The 17144-nt window shown below is 64.9% G+C and carries 19 protein-coding genes; 12 read left to right on the forward strand and 7 right to left on the reverse strand.

Annotated features, from left to right (window positions below; all coding sequences use genetic code 11):
• Positions 1 to 17 precede the first annotated feature (17 nt).
• Positions 18 to 215 (forward strand): DUF3460 family protein, encoded by a 198-nt coding sequence (locus tag QZ613_RS15625; protein WP_043566053.1) that lies wholly within the window; start codon positions 18 to 20, stop codon positions 213 to 215.
• A gap of 126 nt (positions 216 to 341) precedes the next feature.
• Here the strand turns inward: QZ613_RS15625 and QZ613_RS15630 are convergent, their stop codons facing one another.
• Entirely contained in the window at positions 342 to 3032 is a 2691-nt protein-coding gene (locus QZ613_RS15630; RefSeq protein ID WP_043566049.1) for a bifunctional acetate--CoA ligase family protein/GNAT family N-acetyltransferase, read from the reverse strand.
• 230 nt (positions 3033 to 3262) lie between these two features.
• A complete protein-coding gene (locus QZ613_RS15635; protein ID WP_043566043.1) occupies positions 3263 to 3706 on the reverse strand; it encodes an OsmC family protein in 444 nt (147 codons plus the stop codon).
• 50 nt (positions 3707 to 3756) lie between these two features.
• Between QZ613_RS15635 and QZ613_RS15640 the strand changes: the two genes are divergently transcribed.
• Positions 3757 to 4302 (forward strand): class I SAM-dependent methyltransferase, encoded by a 546-nt coding sequence (locus QZ613_RS15640; RefSeq protein ID WP_043566039.1) that lies wholly within the window; start codon positions 3757 to 3759, stop codon positions 4300 to 4302.
• Between the two features lie 77 nt (positions 4303 to 4379).
• On the opposite strand, the gene mnmH is transcribed toward QZ613_RS15640, so the two are convergent.
• A complete protein-coding gene (gene mnmH / locus QZ613_RS15645; RefSeq protein ID WP_291864325.1) occupies positions 4380 to 5432 on the reverse strand; it encodes a tRNA 2-selenouridine(34) synthase MnmH in 1053 nt (350 codons plus the stop codon).
• Between the two features lie 45 nt (positions 5433 to 5477).
• A complete protein-coding gene (locus QZ613_RS15650) occupies positions 5478 to 6095 on the reverse strand; it encodes an arylesterase (protein ID WP_043566033.1) in 618 nt (205 codons plus the stop codon).
• A 27-nt stretch (positions 6096 to 6122) separates the two neighbouring features.
• On the opposite strand from QZ613_RS15650, the gene QZ613_RS15655 reads away from it, so the two are divergent.
• Positions 6123 to 6812 carry an ABC transporter ATP-binding protein gene (locus QZ613_RS15655; protein WP_291864322.1) on the forward strand — a complete coding sequence of 230 codons (690 nt, stop codon included), beginning with the start codon at positions 6123 to 6125 and terminating at the stop codon, positions 6810 to 6812.
• A 148-nt stretch (positions 6813 to 6960) separates the two neighbouring features.
• Positions 6961 to 7362, forward strand: a complete 402-nt coding sequence (locus QZ613_RS15660) for a hypothetical protein (RefSeq protein WP_291864320.1) — start codon at positions 6961 to 6963, stop codon at positions 7360 to 7362.
• A gap of 8 nt (positions 7363 to 7370) precedes the next feature.
• On the opposite strand, the gene hpnE is transcribed toward QZ613_RS15660, so the two are convergent.
• The 3 genes from hpnE to hpnC all read right to left on the reverse strand — a co-directional run bounded on the left by hpnE (position 7371) and on the right by hpnC (position 10370).
• Complete coding sequence (gene hpnE, locus QZ613_RS15665; RefSeq protein ID WP_043566252.1) at positions 7371 to 8669, reverse strand: hydroxysqualene dehydroxylase HpnE; 1299 nt, start codon at positions 8667 to 8669, stop codon at positions 7371 to 7373.
• Positions 8666 to 9499 (reverse strand): presqualene diphosphate synthase HpnD, encoded by an 834-nt coding sequence (gene hpnD, locus QZ613_RS15670; RefSeq protein WP_043566028.1) that lies wholly within the window; start codon positions 9497 to 9499, stop codon positions 8666 to 8668. The genes hpnE and hpnD overlap by 4 nt, the downstream gene beginning before the upstream one ends.
• 61 nt (positions 9500 to 9560) lie before the next feature.
• The gene (hpnC, locus tag QZ613_RS15675) at positions 9561 to 10370 is read right to left on the reverse strand and encodes a squalene synthase HpnC (RefSeq protein WP_043566025.1); all 810 of its coding nucleotides are present in this window, start codon (positions 10368 to 10370) and stop codon (positions 9561 to 9563) included.
• A gap of 417 nt (positions 10371 to 10787) precedes the next feature.
• Here hpnC and QZ613_RS15680 point away from each other — a divergent pair, with 417 nt between their 5' ends.
• The 8 genes from QZ613_RS15680 (at position 10788) to rimP (ending at position 17144) form a co-directional block, all read left to right on the forward strand.
• Positions 10788 to 11618 (forward strand): 3',5'-nucleoside bisphosphate phosphatase, encoded by an 831-nt coding sequence (locus tag QZ613_RS15680; RefSeq protein WP_291900789.1) that lies wholly within the window; start codon positions 10788 to 10790, stop codon positions 11616 to 11618.
• 15 nt (positions 11619 to 11633) lie between these two features.
• Complete coding sequence (locus tag QZ613_RS15685; RefSeq protein WP_043566021.1) at positions 11634 to 12260, forward strand: L-threonylcarbamoyladenylate synthase; 627 nt, start codon at positions 11634 to 11636, stop codon at positions 12258 to 12260.
• A 10-nt stretch (positions 12261 to 12270) separates the two neighbouring features.
• Positions 12271 to 12924, forward strand: coding sequence for a site-2 protease family protein (locus QZ613_RS15690; RefSeq protein ID WP_043566019.1), 654 nt, complete (start codon positions 12271 to 12273; stop codon positions 12922 to 12924).
• Between the two features lie 17 nt (positions 12925 to 12941).
• Positions 12942 to 14144, forward strand: coding sequence for a tryptophan--tRNA ligase (locus QZ613_RS15695; protein WP_043566016.1), 1203 nt, complete (start codon positions 12942 to 12944; stop codon positions 14142 to 14144).
• Between the two features lie 23 nt (positions 14145 to 14167).
• Positions 14168 to 15025, forward strand: a complete 858-nt coding sequence (locus tag QZ613_RS15700; RefSeq protein WP_291864306.1) for a ScpA family protein — start codon at positions 14168 to 14170, stop codon at positions 15023 to 15025.
• Positions 14991 to 15581 (forward strand): SMC-Scp complex subunit ScpB, encoded by a 591-nt coding sequence (scpB, locus tag QZ613_RS15705; protein WP_043566014.1) that lies wholly within the window; start codon positions 14991 to 14993, stop codon positions 15579 to 15581. Before QZ613_RS15700 ends, scpB begins: the two co-directional genes overlap by 35 nt.
• Positions 15571 to 16545 carry a 23S rRNA pseudouridine(2605) synthase RluB gene (gene rluB, locus QZ613_RS15710; protein WP_043566011.1) on the forward strand — a complete coding sequence of 325 codons (975 nt, stop codon included), beginning with the start codon at positions 15571 to 15573 and terminating at the stop codon, positions 16543 to 16545. The genes scpB and rluB overlap by 11 nt, the downstream gene beginning before the upstream one ends.
• 131 nt (positions 16546 to 16676) lie before the next feature.
• Positions 16677 to 17144 carry a ribosome maturation factor RimP gene (rimP, locus tag QZ613_RS15715; protein WP_043566008.1) on the forward strand — a complete coding sequence of 156 codons (468 nt, stop codon included), beginning with the start codon at positions 16677 to 16679 and terminating at the stop codon, positions 17142 to 17144.

The raw sequence follows: 17144 nt of genomic DNA on the forward strand, positions 1-17144 counted from the left end.
TATGGGGAGTAGGCCAGATGGCCTTGTACGAATCCGAGCACACCAAGTTCATGCGCGAGATGATGGCCAAGCATCCCGAGTGGCTTGAAGACCAACGTCGCGGGCGGGCGATCTTCTGGGACAGGAAGACCGATCTCGACGAGCAGAAGGCGTACCGGGAAGCCGGCGACCCGCCGCGGCCCTATCCCTACGACGTGAATTTCGAACAGCAGTAAGCGTCTTCAGGGAGTCGGCGCAAGCAGTGACCGGCCCGCGCAGGGCGCGGTCGCTTCTTGCCTTGTTCCGGCTCGATCTGGAGACTGGGCAGGGCGGCGCCATGGCCCGGCCACGGCGCCGCCATTCTAGCTGGCGAGGGGCTTGATGACGCGCTTGACCGCCGGGTCGTCCGGATGCGGGTGGATGGTGAAACCAAGCTTGCTCATCAGACTGAACATCTTGGAGTTCATCGACAGCACGTCGCCGACGACGGTGCGGTAGCCTTTGGCCCGCGCGCAGGCGATCAGTGCACTCATCAGCTTGCGTCCAACGCCGTGTTTTTGCCAGTCGTCGGCGATTGCCAGGGCAAACTCGACCGATTCGCCGTCCGGGTTGGTGACGTAGCGGGCAACGCCGATCTGGACTTCCTTGCCTTCTGCGTCGAGGATCGTCGCGACCAGAGCCATTTCGCGGTCGTAGTCGATCTGCGTGAAACGCACGAGCATGGTCTGCGTCAGCTCGCGAATGGTGTCCATGAAACGGTAGTACTTGCTTTCGTCGGACATCGAGATGACGAACTCCTTTTCGCGCTCGGCGTCTTCCGGGCGGATCGGGCGAATGGTTACCACGCGGCCATCGGGCAGTTCCCATTCCTGGATCAGATGCACCGGGTAGGGGTGGATCGCCATGTGCGAATAGCGGTCGCCCGACGGTGCCGCATAGTCGATGACGATGCGCGCGTCCGCCGCGATGGCACCGTTCTCGTCGACGATCAACGGGTTCAGGTCGAGTTCGTGCAGTGATGGCAGTTCGCAGATCATTTGCGAGACGTGCAGCAGCACGTCTTCGAGCGCTTCGAGGTTGATCGGCGGCATGTTGCGGAACTCGCCGAGCAGCTTCGAAGCGCGCGTCGACGCGATCAGGTCGCGGGCCAGGAAGCGGTTGAGCGGCGGCAAGGCGACGGCCCGGTCGCTGAACACCTCGACTTCGGCGCCGCCGGCGCCGAAGGTGATGATCGGACCAAAGATCGGATCGCGCGATACGCCGATCATCAGCTCGCGGCCGTTCGGGCGCGCCAGGTAGGGTTCGATCGATACGCCATTGATGCGTGCCGTCGGGTGCCGCTTCTTGATCGTCTCGATGATGTCGTGGTAGGCATTGCGAACCGCCGGCGCGTTGGTGATGTTCAGCCGCACGCCGCCGACCTCGCTCTTGTGCACGATGTCCGGCGAATCGATCTTCATGGCGATAGGGAAGCCAATCTGTTCGGCGAGCAGCAGCGATTCGGTCGGTGTGTGCGCGACCATGGTCTGCGCAACGGGAATGCGGAAGGCGCGCAGGATCGCCTTCGATTCCATTTCCGAGAGGATCTTGCGGCGCTCGTGCAATACCGCGTCGATCAACATCTTGGACCCTTCGGTTTCCGGGCGGGCGTGCTTGGAAAGGGGGGCCGGTGTCTGCAAGAGCAGCTTCTGGTTCCAGTAGTAGGTCGAGATGTGGTAGTACAGTTCGATGGCGGTTTCGGGCATCCGGAAGGACGGGATGCCGGCCTCTTCCAGCATGCTGCGCGATTCACCGACCTGTTCCTCGCCCATCCAGCAGGTGAGAATCGGCTTGGCGGTCAGCAGGTCCACCTCGATCACCGCCTTGGCGACTTCCATCGGGTCGGTCATTGCCTGCGGTGAGAGCATGACCAGAACGCCGTCGACTTCGCTGTCCTCGGCAACGGCGAGAATCGCATCGTGATAGCGCTTGGGTGTCGCATCCCCCTCGATGTCCACCGGATTTCTTTGCGACCAGGTTCCCGGCATCGCCGCATTGAGCGCTTGCATGGTGCTTGGCGACAACTCGGCGAGGGGGATTTCGAGGTCGCCGGCGCGGTCGGCGGCCATGGCTCCCGGTCCGCCACCGTTGGTGATGATCGCCAGACGCTTGCCTTGCGGACGGAATTTCGAGGCCAGTGCTTTGGCGGCGTAGAACAGCTGCCCGATGTTTTTTACGCGCACCACGCCGGCACGGCGCACCGCCGCATCGAAGACGATGTCCGAACCGCCGGCCATGCCGGAGTGCGTTTCGACGGCGGCCAGCCCGCCGGCGTGGCGACCGGCCTTGAGCAGGACAATCGGCTTGATGCGCGCCGCCGAGCGTAGCGCGCTCATGAAGCGGCGGGCGTCGCGAATGCCTTCGACGTAGAGCAGGATGTAGTGGCTGCGGTTGTCGTAGATCAGGTAGTCGAGGATTTCACCGAAATCGACGTCGGCGGTGCCACCCAGCGAGATGACGCTGGAAAAGCCGATGCGGTTGCTTGCCGCCCAGTCGAGAACCGCCGAGCAGATGGCGCCCGACTGCGCGACCAGCGCCAGATTGCCGACGTGCGCGTGCACGCTGGCAAAGGTGGCATTGAGTCCGAGGTCGGGGCGAATGATCCCCAGGCAGTTGGGGCCCAGCAGGCGAACGCCGTAGCTGCGTGCGATTTCCATCATCTTGCGTTCGAGCGCAGCGCCCGAGTGACCCGCTTCGGCAAAGCCGGACGAGATGACGATGGCGTTCTTGACGCCGCTGCGACCGCATTGCTCGATGATCTTCGGCACGGTCTGCGGCCTGGTGACGACGATCGCCAGTTCGACGCGAGCGCTGATCTCCTCGATGGACTTGTAGGCCGGTACGCCCTGGACGCTGTCGTGCCCCTTGTTGATCGGGTAGAGACGACCCTTGTAGCCAGAATCGAGGATGTTCCTGAAGAGCACGTTGCCGACCGAGTTCTCTCGCTCCGAAGCGCCGATGACCGCGACAGACTTGGGTTCAAACAGGGTGGTGAGGTAGTGATGTTCTAGCATGGGGACTTTCACCTCGTGTTTGAGAGGCGCGGTACGGGCGGATGTTGCACTGCATCAATTTATCACAGATGCCCTGTCAAGTCTCTAGATATGACGCGCTTGATGACGCCGCAGTGTGACATTAATCACCCCGCGAGCGACCCCTGGGCAGGCACCGGTGCGCGGCGCTGCGGGCATCGCCGAGCGGCCCGCAACCGGTGTTTCCCGAGCAGCCAAGCAGACGGACATGCCTAGGCGGCTGCGGTTACCGCGCCGACGTCGAGCCGGCTGTCGATGCGCGTGTCGGATTGCAGTGTGCGGTGCATCGGGCACTTGTTGGCGATGGCCAGCAGCCGCTCGCGCTGCTCCGCGGTCAGTTCGCCGGCCAGCGTGATCACGCGGCTGATGCGATCGACCTTGCCACGGCCGCCGTCAAGCTCGAGCTTGTCGTGCGTCAGCGCGACGCTGACCGCGGCCAGTGGCCAATGCTTGCGCTTGGCATACATGCGCAGGGTCACCGAGGTGCAGGCGCCGAGGCCGGCGAGCAGGAAGTCCATCGGTTCCGGGCCGGCGTCCTCGCCGCCCATCGCCACCGGCTCGTCGGCGATCAGCGTGTGTCTGCCGAGGCGAACCGTCTGCTGGTAGGGTCCCAGGCCGTTCTCGCTGACGACCACGGCTGCTTGCTCCTGTGCCATGCTGTGCTCTCCGAGAGTTTTGCCGAATGATAATGGAAGGAAGGCTCCGCATGGCAGCTTCGCCCGAAGAATCGCCCGCGTCGCCCTGGGTACGGCGCTTTGCGCAGCTGATTCCCGAGCCCGGCGAGGTCCTCGACCTGGCCTGCGGGAGTGGCCGCCATGCGCGCTTGCTGGCCGGGCTCGGTTACCGCGTCGAGGCAGTCGATCGCAGTTCGCAGGCGCTCGCTTCGCTGCACGGTAGCGAGCGCGTGACGCTGCTCCAGGCCGATCTTGAAGACGGCCGCTGGCCCTATCGCGGTCGTCTGTTCGCGGGCATCGTGGTCACCAATTATCTGTTTCGCCCGCGCATCGACGAGCTCCTGGCCTGTCTCGCCGAACCCGGGGTCCTGATCTACGAAACCTTCATGGTCGGCAATGAGCGCTACGGCAAGCCGTCGAATCCCGATTTCCTGCTGCGCTCGCAGGAGATGCTCGCCTGGATGGCGCAGCGTGGCTGGCGGGTGGTGGCTTTCGAAGAAGGCCAGGTCGCCTCTCCCAGGCCGGCGATGCTGCAGCGCCTTTGCGCCTGCCGCGGGGCGCTTGCTGCCTTGCTCTGACGCCGACCTGGCGCTTGGCGCAGCGAACCCGTCGCGCGCGCGACCATGGACCAGGTGACCACGCGACCGCGGAACCACTACTCGCCACTGACTCTCAGGGCCAGCGCTTCGATGCCGCTGGGCGTCAGGTCGTCGCTGGTGAAGCGCGCCGGGGCTGCGAATCCGCCGTAGTTTCGCGTCTGCGAGCGACTGTAGAGCGGATCGTAGTGCAGTTCAAGCAGTTCGCTCACCAGTTCTCGCCACCGCGCGTCGCGCACGTAGCCTTGCCAGCGTTGGAGGGTTTCCGTGCTTTGCTGGTTGCGCAATGGGTGCAGGCAGGCGGTCAGTCGCTCGGGTGCGAGCAGGAAATAGTCGTAGTCGCGCAAGAGAAAATCGACGCGAGCGGCGAAAGACGCTTCGATATTGAAGCATTCGCCGGCACGCATGGTTTCGATCAGTGCTGCCGGTACTTGCAGCGAACCGATCTTGCGGCTCTCGGCTTCGACGTAGACCGGGCGACTGGCGTCGAGCGAGCGCAGCGTGGTCAGCAATTGCGACTCGAACATCTTCTGTGACGGCTGCCCCGAGTCGGGCAGGACGCCGAGCACCGAGCCCTTGTGGCAGGCGAGCTCCTCGAGGTCGAGCACCTGTTCCCCGCGCCGCCCGATGGCTTGCAGAATGCGGCTCTTGGCACTGCCGGTGGCGCCGCAGAGGACCTTGAACTGCAGCTGCCGGGGTACCTCGGCGAGTTGCTCGACGACCAGTCGGCGATAGGCCTTGTAGCCGCCTTCCAGCTGCTGCGCGTCCCAGCCGACACGCCGGAAGACGTAGGTCATGGCGCCGCTGCGCTGACCGCCGCGCCAGCAGACGATCAGCGGGCGCCAGTTCTTCGGGCGGTCGAGAAACTGTGCCTGCAGATGCCTGGCGATGTTCGTGGACACGTAGGCCGCGCCAAGCTTCTTGGCCTCGAAGGGCGACGCCTGCTTGTAGAGGGTGCCGATTTCGATCCGCTGCTGGTTGTCGAGTACCGGACAGTTGATCGACCCCGGAATGTGGTCCTCGGCAAACTCGCCCGGCGAACGGACGTCGATGATCTGGTCAAACGAAGAGAGTTCGCCGAGCTGTTCGACGGTCGCGATATCGCGTTTCATACGCTTGCCTGCATGCTGCGCAAGTCCTGTGGCTGAGACAACCCGTTATTCTAGCAGTGGCGCCAATCCGCGCCAGACATTGTCGAGCAGCAGGGGTTGTGCGGCAGCGGTAGGATGCAGATTGTCGGCCTGAAAGAGCTGTGCTCTGGTCGCCACCCCCTCGAGCAGGAAGTCCACCAGTGCGGCCTTGCGGGCCCGGGCCACGGCGGCGAAAGTGTTGTGGAATTCAGTCGCGTAGGCGCCATAGTTGGGCGGTACGCGTTGCCCGACGAGCAGGACCTGCGCCTTGTGTTGCTGAGCGCTGGCGACGATGGCGCTGAGGTTCTCACGCAGCTGCGCCACCGGCAGTCCACGCAGGCCGTCGTTGGCGCCGAGGGCAACGATGACCACCTGTGGCGAGTACCTGTTCAGTGCCGCGCCGATGCGCGCGCGGCCGCCGGCGGACGTTTCTCCGGAGATGCTGGCATTGACGACGCTATAATCGAGCTTCTTCTCCTGCAGGCGTCTGGCCAGCAAGGCTGGCCAGGACGCATCCTGGCGGATGCCGTAGCCCGCTGACAGCGAATCACCGAAGACCAGTATGGTGCGTGCCGCCAAGGCAGCGGGGGCAAGCAACAGCAGTCCGGCGAGCAACAGGGAGTGACATATCGGGAAACGGAGCATGGTGGCGTGGTAGGAGAGGCAGCAGCAATGGTGATTGAGGTTCGCGATCTGGCCAAGCGTGTCGACAGCGGTGGCCAGCCGTTGACCATTCTGCACGAGATTTCGTTCGCCGTCGCGGCGGGCGAAACGGTGGCCATTGTCGGCGCCTCGGGTTCGGGCAAGTCAACCCTGCTTGGTCTGATGGCGGGTCTCGACCAGCCGAGTAGCGGCGCGGTGATTCTGGCGGGCGAGAATCTGGGGGCGCTGGATGAGGATGCGCGGGCCGTGTTGCGAGGTCGGCTGCTGGGTTTCGTCTTTCAGACCTTTCAGCTCCTGCCGTCGCTGACGGCGATCGAAAACGTCATGTTGCCGCTTGAACTGGCGGGCGCTGCCAACGCTCGCAGCGAGGCCGAGCGCTGGCTGCAGCGAGTTGGGCTGGCGCATCGCCTGAAGCATTATCCGAAGCATCTCTCGGGTGGCGAGCAGCAGCGCGTGGCTCTGGCCCGTGCTTTTGCGCCGGGGCCGAGGCTCGTGCTTGCCGACGAGCCGACCGGCAATCTCGACGCGGTGACCGGCCATCAGGTGATCGAACTGATGTTCGCCATCAATGCCGAAAGCGCGACGACGCTGATTCTGGTCACCCATGACGAGGAGATCGCCGCGCGTTGTCGGCGTCGTCTGCGCATGGACGCCGGGCAGCTGGAAGAGGTCGGCGCCGAGTGGCGGCACCGGTCGTAGCCGGCTGGGCGAGAAACGAGGCGCCGAGGAGGGAGATGCCCCATTTTCTTCCGCGCTGGCAGTAATCACCGTAGTTCAACAGCTTAGGAATCTTATGTCGCTGATGGTCGAACGAGTAGCAAACCTCAAGACGCCCGAAGAGTGCGCCATGTTCGAGAGAAATGTTCTCGAACGCGGGCGCCCCGATCTGGCGGTAGCGGCGCGCAAGCGCGCGCTCGAACTGCGTGCGCAGAAGTACGGCGCCGGCAGCGAACCGGAGCGTCAATGCCTGGAGGCGGTTTATGCCTACGAAGGCGTGCTCTCGGCCAGGAATGGCAAGGCCACACGGGACCTGCGCACCTGGCAGCTGATAAAGCGCCACGGCATCATCGGCGCCGTCGAGCGCACCGTGAATCGCGACCCGGACGTCACCGGTTATCCGGCTTTGTGCGAACTGGGCCTTGAGGACTACGCCTTCGAAGAGGTCGTCGTCCGCCACCCCGACCTCTTCTCGGCGGCCAGCGTCGAGTGCTCACGAACGCGCATCGACGGCTGGAAAGCTCCCGGCTGACGGCGCGCTCAGCCGCGCTTCTCGAGCAGCATGCCGCGGGCAGCGGCAAGACCGCTGCGCACGGCCGCCTCGAGGGTCGCCGGATACTCGGCGCAGACGTAGTCGCCGGCCAGCCACAGACCACTGCGCGCGGTGCGCGCGGCCGGCCGGCGCAAGCCCGGGCGGCACGAGAAAGTCGCGCGCTGTTCGCGGATCACCTGTTGCCATGCGATCACCGGCAGCCGGGTGTGCAGCGCCGATGCGAGTTCCGCGTCGAGCTGCGCAACCAGCTCCTGCCTGTCGAGTTCCTCCCAGGCGCCATGGCCGCTGAGCACGAAGGCGATCACTCCCGGCGTGCCGCACAGCGCTCCGCGATCAAAGGCCCACTGCCCGATCTCGCCGCGGCCACGCGCCGCCAGGCCGAGCATGGGGAAAGGCAGGCGTAGCTGCGGGGCATAGCCGCAATAGACGGTGGCGATGGGCTCGAAGTGGTAGCCGGCGAGTAACTGTGCTGTCTCGGCCGTTGCCTGCTGCCGGGCAAGCAAGGTCGCCGCGTGCTGCGGGCCGACGGCGAGAAGAACGCCGTCGAAGCGCTCGCCAGCGACCTGGAAACCGTCGTCGATGGTCTCGACCCGCGTCGCGCAGCGGATTTTCCCGCCGTGCGCGGCGATGAAGCTTGCCGCGGCGGCCGGGAACAGGCGATCGAGGTCGGCTGCCGGCAAGAGCAGGTCGGTTGCTGCGCGACCGCCGCCGAGGCTGTCGCGCAGCGTATTGACGAAAATCTGCGCCGATGCCTGTTTCGGCGAGGTGTTCAGCGCGGCCAGACAAAGTGACTCCCACAGACAGGTGCGCAGCTTGCCGCGCTGCCGGTGGCGATCGAGCAGCGTGCTGACCGTGCAGTCGGCGTCGAGGCAGTAGCGAGCGTCCTGCAGAAATCGCATGAAGCGCACCGCGCTGAACTTCTCGGCGACGCTGACGCCGCGCGCACCGAGCAGGCCGAAGGCGAGGTGCAGGGGCGCTGGCAGCCGCGGCAGGCGCATCCGGAAGTGGCTGCCCTTGCCGTCCGGGAAATTCACTTCGAGTGGCAGGCGCTTGAGCAGTCGCTCGGGGTCGACGCCGACCGCCGTCATCAGGCGCAAGGTTTCGCGGTAGGCGCCGATGAGAATGTGCTGGCCGTTGTCGAGGCGCCGTCCGCGCGCCTCGACGCTGCGGGCCCGGCCGCCGACCTGCCTGGCGGCTTCGAAGACGGTGACCTGGACGCCTGCTCGGGACAGCTCGACGGCGGCGGACAGACCTGCCCAGCCGCCACCGACGATTGCTGCTTTCATCCCCGCACCCAGGTCCGCCAGGCGATCCACAGCTTGCGTATCGGGGTCAGCGAGGTGCGCTGCGTGAGGACCTGGTAGCCGTCGCGTTTGATCTCGTCGAGCAGGGTGCGGTAGATCGCCGCCATCACCAGGCCCGGGCGTTGCGTGCGCCGATCGCTGGCCGGCAGGGCGTCGATGGCTTGTGCGTAGTAGCTCTCGGCGCGCTCGACCTGGAATGCCATCAGGCGCTGGAACTTGTCGCCATGGCGCGCGTTGAGGATGTCGGCGGCGGTCACTTCGAAGCGCTGCAGTTCGTCGATCGGCAGGTAGATGCGTCCCATGCGCGCGTCTTCGCCAACGTCGCGAATGATGTTCGTGAGCTGGAAAGCGACGCCAAGATCGTGCGCGTACTTCTGCGTCCTGCGGTCCTGGTAGCCGAAGATTTCGGCGGCGAGCAGGCCGACAACGCTGGCGACCCGGTAGCAATACAGCGACAGCGCCTTGAAGTCGAGGTAGCGCGACTGCTGCAGATCCATTTCCATGCCGTCGATGATTTCCTGCAGCTGCTCTTCGGGCAGGTTGAATTCGGCGCAGGCCGATTGCAGCGCCTGGCTTACCGGATGCTGTGGTTTGCCGCCATAGACGCTGCTCAATTCCTGCCGCCACCAGGCCAGCTTGGTCGCGGCGATCTGCGCGTCATGGCACTCGTCGACGACATCGTCAACCTCGCGGCAGAAAGCATAGAGCGCGGTGATCGCGCGGCGCTTGGGCGGCGGCAGGAAGAGGAAGCTGTAGTAGAAGCTGGAGCCGCTACGGGCGGCTTTCTGTTGGCAGTATTCGTCGGGGCTCATTCGCAATCTCTGGGAGTGCACAGGGCAGCAATTTTCACATGACTTGCCCCGCTTGCAGCAGTTACATGAACAGGGCGCGGCCGGCGATGAACAGGTAATCGGTCGCGCCCAGTTGCGGACGCTGCCGGAAAACGTCGCCGCGGGAATGCGCGATCCTTTCCAGGATGCGCAGACCGCCCTGCACCGTAAAGCGGATTTCCCAGCCCATACGGCCCGGCAGCTGGTGCACCAGCGCCTCGCCGGCGCGCATCAAGTCGCGCGTGCGCTCGATCTCGAAGGCCAGCAGCGCCGTCCATTCGGCGCTGCAGTTTCCGGCGGCGATCTGGCTTTCGCAGACAGCAAAGCGTTCGCGGTCGCTCTGCGGCAGGTAGATGCGGCCCTTCTGCCAGTCGATGGCCACGTCCTGCCAGAAATTGATCAGTTGCAGCGCCGTGCAGATGCAATCCGAGCGATGCAGATTCTCGTCGCTGGCGCGCCCGACGAGGTGCAGCAGCAGGCGACCGACCGGATTCGCCGAGCGCCGGCAGTAGTCGAGCAACTGCGGGTAGTCCGCGTAGCGCTTGACGACCACATCCTGCGCAAAGGCGTCGAGCAGGTCGCGAAACAGCTGCGTCGGCAGGCGCCACTCGGCGATGACCCTGGCCAATTCGTTGAACTCTGGCCGAACCGGCGCTTCACCACGTTCGATGCGTTCGATTTCCTCGCCATAATCGGCGAGGCCTTGCAGGCGCGCCGCGTCGCTGGCGTCACCTTCGTCGGCAATGTCGTCGGCGCCGCGCGCAAAACGATAGATGGCCTCGATCGGCCGGCGCAGGCGCCGGGGTAGCAGGAGCGAAGCAACAGGGAAGTTTTCGTAGTGATCGACAGGCATCGGTAGCGGCTGGGCGACGGCGATTGCGGCGAAGTGCCTGGGGGTAAATCGGTCCTCTCAGGCAGCGCGCCGGGAAACTGGCAGCACCTTTCTCTCCCGAACTTCGGCTCGGGAGGTCAGTATAGAGGGTGTATGGAAAGGGATAGTGGCAAAAGCATCCGCGCCGAATCTCGTTTAGTGGGTCGATTTCGTCGGTAGATACCTCCGTCGCCAGATTGACCATGATGATGTTCGCCAGATGCGCATCGGCGCCGACGCGGTAGAAGCGCGCATCGTACCGGCGTCTGGTCGCTTCCGGCCGCGATGGCGGTCGGGCTGGTCGATCGACAAGGCGAGCTGGCGGGGCGGGGCGTCATCCGGCGCCTGTGCTATGATGCGCGGTCTACGATTTTCCGCTGCCCAGCGCCATCCGCTACCGTGTTCAACTGCGATCTTCATTGTCATTCCACCTGCTCCGACGGCCTTCTGGCTGCGGCCGACGTCGCCACGCGGGCGGCCGCCAACGGCGTCGACCTTCTGGCGCTGACCGACCACGATTCGCTTGACGGCCTGTCCGCGGTACAAGCGGCGGCGACAGCGGCGGGAATGGGTTTCGTCAATGGCGTCGAGATTTCGATCGAGTGGCAGGGTCTGCAGATACATATGCTTGGCTACGCGTTCGACCGCAGCGATCAGGCGCTCAATGCCGGTCTGGCGAGTATTCGCTCGGGGCGCGTCGAGCGCGCGCAACGGATGTCGGCCGAGCTCGAGAAAGTCGGTATCGAAGGCGCTTTCGACGGAGCGATGCGCTACGCGGCCAACCCCAGCCTGATCAGTCGTGCGCATTTCGGCCGCTTTCTGGTCGACAGCGGGGTGGCCAAGGATCTGCGCAGCGTCTTCGAGTCGTACCTCGTTCCCGGTCGGCCGGGCTATGTCGATCACCGCTGGGCGACGCTGGCCGACTCGCTGGCGTGGGTGCACGCTGCCGGAGGGCTGGTGGCGGTGGCGCACCCCGGGCGCTACAAGCTGTCGCGGGTGGAAATGCGTCGCTTTCTCGCCGAGTTCAAGGATCTTGGCGGCGAGGCGATCGAGGTGGTATCGGGCAGCCACACGCAGGAGCACGTCGATATCTTCGCGCGCTACGCCAGGGAGTACGACTTTCTGGCCTCGCGTGGCTCCGATTTCCACGGGCCCGGCGAGAGTTATTTTGATCTGGGGCAGCTGGCCGCCTTGCCGGATGGGCTGAAGCCCGTCTGGGCAGCGTTCTGAGCCGGGGAGAGGGTAATGGCACAGCACGTTTCGATTCATCCCGACAATCCGCAAGCGAGGCTGCTGCAGCGCGCAGCGGAGATCATTCGCCAGGGTGGCGTCATTGCCTTGCCCACCGACTCCAGCTACGCCCTCGGTTGCCATCTCGGCGACAAGGCGGCGGTCGAGCGAATTCGCGCCATCCGTGGCGTCGATGAGCGCCATCTGCTGACCCTGATGTGTCGCGACCTGTCGCAGATCGGTCAGTTCGCGCGCGTCGACAATGCCACCTATCGTTTGCTCAAGGCGACGACGCCGGGCAGCTACACCTTCATTCTCGAGGGGACCCGCGAGTTGCCGCGGCGCGTCCTGCACCCGAAAAGGAAGACGATCGGACTGCGCGTGCCGGCGCATGCCGTGACCCTGGCCTTGCTCGCAGCGCTGGACGAACCGCTGCTGACGTCGACGCTGATCGTTGCCGGCGACGAGGGGCCGCTGACCGAAGGCTGGGAGATTCAGGACCGGCTCGACAGCCAGCTCGAACTGATTCTCGACTGCGGCAATTGCGGCATCGAGCCGACGACGGTCGTCGATCTGACCGGCGCGCTGCCGACGCTGGTCCGTGCCGGACTGGGCGCCCTGGCGCCCCTCGGTCTCGATTGAGGAAGCGCATATGCAAGAGATGATCCAGACCGTCGCCATCGCCGCCCTGCCGGTGATCCTGGCGATCACCCTGCACGAGGCGGCGCACGGCTACGCGGCACGCTATTTCGGCGATCCGACCGCCTGGCAGGAGGGTCGGATCACCGCCAACCCGCTCAAGCATATCGACCCGGTGGGCACGATCCTGGTGCCGATCATCATCCTGCTGCTGTCGACCGGTGGCATTCTGTTTGGCTGGGCGAAGCCGGTGCCGGTCAATTTCGGTCGCTTGCGCCATCCCAAGCAGGACATGCTGTGGGTCGCCGCGGCCGGGCCGGCGGCCAACCTCGCCATGCTCCTGTTCTGGGCGACGCTGATGAAGCTGGCGGTGACCCTGCCGACCAACTTTTTCAGCGTGCCGATGGCGCGCATGGCCGAGATCGGCATCCTGGTCAACCTGGCCTTGATGGTGCTCAACCTCTTTCCGCTGCCACCGCTCGACGGCGGCCGGATCGCGGTCAGCCTGTTGCCGCCGCAAGCCGCCTGGCGCTTCGCTCAGCTCGAGCGCTTCGGTTTCCCGATCCTGCTGCTGCTCCTGTTCACCGGCATTCTGGGCAAGCTCCTGATGCCGGTGATGAGCGCGGTGATGGGAATGATTTTCTTCCTATTTCAGTTTTCCGCCTGAGCGTCCGGAGCGCGAACATGTACGCAGAACGAGTCCTCTCCGGCATGCGCCCGACCGGCAGCCTGCACCTTGGCCACTACCACGGCGTACTCAAGAACTGGGTCGAGCTGCAGCAGAAGCATCCCTGCCTGTTCTTCGTCGCCGACTGGCACGCGCTGACCACCCAGTACGACGACCCGCAGGGAATCGTCGCTGCGTCGTGGGACATGGTCATCGACTGGCTGGCGGCGGGCGTCGATCCGCAACGGGCGACGCTGTTCATCCAGTCACAGGTTCCCGAGCACGCCGAGTTGCATCTCCTGCTGTCGATGATGACCCCGCTCGGCTGGCTGGAACGTGTGCCAACGTACAAGGACCAGCAGGAAAAGCTCGAGAGCAAGGATTTGTCGACCTACGGTTTTCTCGGCTATCCGCTGCTGCAGTCGGCCGACATCCTGATCTATCGCGCTGACAAGGTGCCGGTGGGCGAAGACCAGGTGCCGCACATCGAGTTCTCGCGCGAGCTGGCACGGCGCTTCAATCACCTCTACGGACGCGAGGCGGGCTTCGAGGACAAGGCCAGGGAGGCGGTCAGGAAGCTGGGCTCAAAGCGCGCCCGCTCGTACACGCAGCTGCGCACCCACTTTCAGCAGAACGGTGACCGGACGGCCATCGAGCGAGCGCACGCGCTGCTCGACGAAGTTCCCGGCCTGGCGCACGCTGACCGCGAGCGGCTGTGCGGCTATCTCGAAGGCACCGGCAAGATGATTCTCGTCGAGCCCGGCGCCCTGCTCACCGCCGCGTCACGGATGCCCGGGCTCGACGGGCAGAAAATGTCGAAATCCTACGGTAACACGATCACCCTGCGCGAGGATGCCGCTTCGGTGACGCACAAGCTGCGGCGCATGCCGACCGACCCGGCGCGCGTTCGCCGCGACGACCCGGGCGATCCCGACAGGTGTCCGGTCTGGCAACTGCATCAGGTGTATTCGGACGACGCGTGTCAGGAGTGGGTGCAGCAGGGGTGTCGCAGCGCAGGCATCGGCTGCCTCGACTGCAAGCAGCCGGTGATCGACGCCATTCTCGTCGAGCAGGCGCCGATGCACGAGCGTGCCCAACCGTATCTGGACGACCCGCGCCTGGTGCAGGAAATCGTCGCCGAAGGTAACCGCAAGGCGCGCCAGCTCGCTCGCGAGACGATGCGCGACGTGCGTGACGCGATGGGGCTGAACTACGGCTGAGCACTGCTCCGAGGATGACGGAAATGAGCGATAGCGCGACCCTGGCCGCGGCAGAAGCGCCGCCTCCGGCGACGGCGGCAAGTCCGCTGGCGCGGATCTACGGCCAGCCGCTGACGCAGCTGCCGCTCGACCTGTACATCCCGCCCGACGCGATGGCGGTGATGCTCGATGCCTTCGAGGGGCCGCTCGACCTGCTGCTCTACCTGATCCGCAAGGCCAACGTGAACGTTCTCGACATTCCGATGGCGCCGCTGACCGAGCAATATCTGGTCTACGTCGAGGCGATGCGCTCGCAGAACCTCGAGTTGGCGGCCGATTATCTGGTGATGGCGGCGATGCTGATCGAGATCAAGTCGCGCATGCTCTTGCCGCGCCCGAAGGTCGACGCTGGCGACGACGCCGAGGACCCGCGCGCCGAACTGGTGCGCCGCCTGATCGAATACGAGCAGATGAAACTGGCCGCTTACGGGATCAACGAACTGCCGCAGGCCGAGCGTGATTTCGAGTGGGTCGAGGTGTGGGTCGAGAAGACGCTGCTGCGCCGCCTGCCCGAGGTCAGCGTGCTGGATTTGCAGAATGCCTGGCTGGGCATCCTCCGCCAGGCCAGGCTGCACACGCATCATATGGTGCAGCGCGAGGAGTTGTCGGTGCGCGAGCACATGACGCTGATCCTGCGTCATCTGCGCGACGCCGGCGGCTTTGTCGAGTTCGGCGAGCTCTTCGACCCCCAGCAGGGCGCGCCGGTGCTGGTGGTGCACTTTCTGGCGCTGCTCGAACTGGCCCGCGAGCACCTCGTCGAAATGACGCAGGTGGAAGTTTTCGAGCCTATTTACCTCAGGTTGAGCGATGAGCGCAGCGAATCTCGACAAACCACCGCGTGACGAAGCGCCGGTGGGTGCTCCCGACGACCTCAAGCGCGTTCTCGAGGCGGTGCTCCTGAGCACCCGCGTTCCCTTGTCCGTTCTCGAACTGCGCAAGGTCTTCGACGACCAGATCAGTGCCGAGGTCCTGCGCGTGCTGCTCGACGAGCTGCGCAGCGAATGGAGCACGCGAGCACTGGAGCTGCTGCCGGTGGCGAGTGGCTGGCGCTTTCGTACGCGCGCCGAGTTCATGCCCTATCTGGAGCGACTGAATCCGGAAAAGCCGCCGCGCTACTCGCGCGCAGTGCTCGAAACGCTGGCCATCATCGCCTATCGTCAGCCGGTGACGCGTGGCGACATCGAGGATATTCGCGGGGTGACCGTCGCCACGCAGGTCATCCGGCTGCTCGAGGAGCGTGGCTGGGTCGATGTCGTGGGTCATCGCGACACGCCGGGGCGGCCCGGACTGCTGGCGACCACCCGTAAGTTTCTCGACGACCTCGGCTTGCGCAGTCTTGCCGAGTTGCCGCCTCTGCAACAGATCAATTCAACCCTGGACCTCGCTGATGGCCAATAGCAAGCGCAGATTGCCTGCCGCCCCTTCCCGTTCGCCACGCCCGGCTGCCGCCGGTTCCGTCCGGCGACGTCCGTCCGCTGACGAGTTGCCACAGCCTGCTGGCGAGGAGGGCCGGGCTCGTCCCCGCCCGGCGCCGAGCCCGGCAGCTGATGCGTCGAAACGTGGCCGGCATCATGACCTTCCGAGCAAGCCTGAACGCCTGCACAAGGCGCTGGCGCAGAGCGGCGTCGGTTCGCGGCGGGAGATGGAAGAGCTGATTGCTGCCGGGCGGATCAACGTCAATGGCCAGCCGGCGCACATCGGCCAATCAGTCAGCCCCGGGGACCGGGTGAAGGTCAACGGCAAGCTGGTCAATCTGCGCTTTTCCAACCGTCTGCCGCGGGTGATCCTCTATCACAAGCCCGAAGGCGAGATCGTTTCACGCAATGACCCCGATCATCGCCCGACCGTATTCACCTCGATGCCCCGCCTCTCGGCCGGACGCTGGGTGGCGGTCGGCCGGCTTGACTTCAACACCAGTGGTCTGCTGCTGCTGACCACCTCGGGTGAGCTCGCCAACCGGCTCATGCACCCGCGCTATCAGTTGGTGCGCGAGTACGCCGTGCGCATCCTCGGCGAAATCTCGGACGAGTCACGCCAGCGCCTGCTCGAAGGCATCGATCTCGACGACGGGCCGGCGCAGTTTGCCAGCTTTCAGGAGGCCGGCGGCGAAGGCGCCAACCGCTGGTACCGCGTCTCGCTCTTCGAGGGCCGGAATCGTGAGGTGCGGCGAATGTTCGAAGCCGTCGGCGGCGTCGTCAGTCGCCTGATGCGTGTGCGCTACGGCCCGATCGCGCTGCCGCCGAGCTTGAAGCGGGGTCAGGTTCTGGAGCTCGCCGACGCCGAAGTGAAACGCTTGCTGGCGGGCTTCGACATGGAGAACCCGGAAGCCGATCGCCCGCCGCGGCGCAGCCGCGAGCGCTGAGCAAGCTCTGCAAGCGCGCAGGCCGATTTACGTCAGCCACTATTTTCGTTATAATCCAACGGTTTTCCGGTCGCCCCTTGTGGGCACAATTTTTCGGGGATGGGCGTTTCGCCCATTTTTTATTTGCAGCCATGGATGTGCACGAAGTTCTTGAGAAAACGGTGTCCGGCCTCGGCTACGAGTTGGTCGATGTCGAGCGCAGTCCGCGTGGCCGTGTGCTGCGTGTTTTCATCGACAAGCCGGACAAGCCGCGCGGCGTCGATGTTGAAGACTGTGCGCTGGTCAGCAATCAATTGTCGCGGGTGTTGATGGTCGAGAACTTCGATTACGATCAACTCGAGGTTTCCTCGCCGGGAATCGACAGGCCCTTGAAGAAGGAGGCTGATTTCGAGCGTTTCGCGGGGTCGGAGATCACGGTCAAGCTGCGCTTGCCGGTGAACGGTCAACGGAACTTCAAAGGTGTCCTGCAGGGTGTGCGCGAAGGCAAGGTGCGCTTGCAGATCGATTCGGGCGAGGTGGTGTTCGACCTGATGAGCGTCGACAAGGCGCGTCTGGTGCCCAACTTCGACCGGGCAAAATCGACTGACAGGCTGGTTTAG

Origin of the sequence: Candidatus Accumulibacter sp. ACC005 (assembly GCF_907163215.1) — a bacterium.
Classification (GTDB): domain Bacteria; phylum Pseudomonadota; class Gammaproteobacteria; order Burkholderiales; family Rhodocyclaceae; genus Accumulibacter; species Accumulibacter regalis.